Consider the following 1,825-nt stretch of genomic DNA (forward strand, 5'->3'; position numbering starts at 1 on the left):
ACCAATAGCCATCGTCCGGCTCGCGCTTGACGTCGATAGTGATGCCGGCCGCCGCCGCCTGTTCGGCGTAGAGCTGGGCCATGTTCGTGGCCCCCGCAAAGGGCGCCTCGGCCACGTGCAGCGGCACCGTCAGCCCCTCGGCCCCTGCCTTCTGCAGCAGCGCCCGCGCCTTCTCGGGGTCGTAGACATGCTGTACCAGGTTCGGATTGTGATACTGGTAGGCTTCCGAGATCGGCTGGTCGTTGGCGATCGAGCCATAGCCGGAGAGGATCTTGTCCAGCATCTCCTGGCGGTTGATGGCCAGCTTCATCGCCATGCGCACGTCCGGATTGGCGAACAGCGGGTCGGTGCAGTTCATGCTGAAGGCGTAGTGCTGCTTGCCCCTGGTCTGGATCAGGTTGATCCCGGGCATCGACTTCAGCAGGTCCGCGGTCGTGGTGTCCACGAAGGCGATGGCATCCACCTGGCCGGTCTGCAGCGCGGTCATGCGGGCGTTCACATCTGCGATGCACTTGACTTCGATCTCGTCGAAATGGGCGCGGCCCTCCTTCCAGTAATTCGGGAAGCGCTTCACGCGGCTGCCGACGCCCGGCTCGTAGCTTTCCAGCGTATAGCCGCCGGTGCCGATGCCCTTGTCGAAATCACGGTCCTCGGCGGGCACGATCAGCATCGTCACCATGCTCAACAGCGACGGAAAGCCCGAGTTCGGCGCGGCCAGCGTGATACGGACCTCGTTCGGGCCGGTCGCTTGGATGTCGGTGACGGGCTCGAACAGGGCCTTGGTCTCAGAGACCGTGTCGGGGCCGCGGTGCAGGTTCAGCGACCAGACCACGTCATCGGCGGCCATGGTCTTGCCGCTGTGGAACTCGACCCCGTCGCGCAGCTTGAAGGTCCATTCGGTCAGGTCGTCGTTGCTGCCCCATTCGGTCGCAAGCTCGGGAACCAGCTTGCCGCCCGGCCCGACCTCGATCAGGCAGTTGCGCAGCTGGTATTGCAGCTGCATCATGAAGCGGCTTTCGTTGAGCTGAGGGTCCAGGGTCTCGGCGGTGTCGAAATCGGCGACCGCCAGGCGGAAGGTGCCGCCCTTGCGGGGGGGTGCGTCCTGCGCCAAGGCGCGGCCGGGCCGCAGCCCCAGCACGGCGGCGGTGGACATCGCCCCCGCCCCAAGCAGAAGCGAACGTCGGGTGGTCAGCAAGGCCATCGTGTTTCGTGCTCCCTGTGGTGAAGACGCCCGGGCCGGCAAGGCGGTGGCGGCATTTTTATGTCTAGACTTAAGAACTACGGCCATATGGCGTACCCCACAAATCAGTTTGGTTGGCCTATCTGTCAGATACGCTAAACTGTGCGCCGGAACAGAGGAGAACGGATCACGTGAATACGGCGCTTCCGCCGCTGCGCGCGCTGCAGGCGTTCGAGGCTTTCGGCAGGCTGGGCTCGGTCAACAGCGCCGCGCGGGCGCTGGGGGTCACCCCGGGCGCAATCAGCCAGCAACTCAAGCTGCTGGAGTCGCACGTGGGTCTGCCGCTGTTCGTCAAGGACGGCCGCCGGGCCATGCTGACCCCAGCGGCGCGGTCCTATCACGACCTGATCTCGCAAGGGTTCGACCGCCTGCTTCTGGCGCAGGACTATATCGCCAGTCACCGGCTGAACGACGAGCTGACGATATCAGGCCTGCCGACACTGCTGCAGAAATGGCTCAACCCGATCCTTCACAGGTTCCGGGCGACAGCGGGGGAAATCCCGATTCGCATCGTGGCGACCCACCAGGAATCCGACCCTCGCACGCTAGAACAGAGTTTTCGCCTGACCTATGGGAAGGCGGCCG

At 64.7% G+C, this 1,825-nt stretch carries 2 protein-coding genes; one reads left to right on the top strand and one right to left on the bottom strand.

The features are described from left to right. Positions 1 to 1,201 (bottom strand): ABC transporter substrate-binding protein (locus Q4F04_RS15815; protein ID WP_303370740.1); only part of this gene is annotated, 1,201 nt, incomplete at its 3' end. A 113-nt stretch (positions 1,202 to 1,314) separates the two neighbouring features. On the opposite strand from Q4F04_RS15815, the gene Q4F04_RS15820 reads away from it, so the two are divergent. Beyond that, positions 1,315 to 1,825, top strand: a 511-nt coding sequence (locus tag Q4F04_RS15820; RefSeq protein ID WP_303370741.1) for a LysR family transcriptional regulator, incomplete at its 3' end; no start/stop codon positions are given.

It is taken from the genome of Paracoccus sp. (in: a-proteobacteria), from assembly GCF_030536915.1.
In the GTDB taxonomy this organism is placed as follows: domain Bacteria; phylum Pseudomonadota; class Alphaproteobacteria; order Rhodobacterales; family Rhodobacteraceae; genus Paracoccus.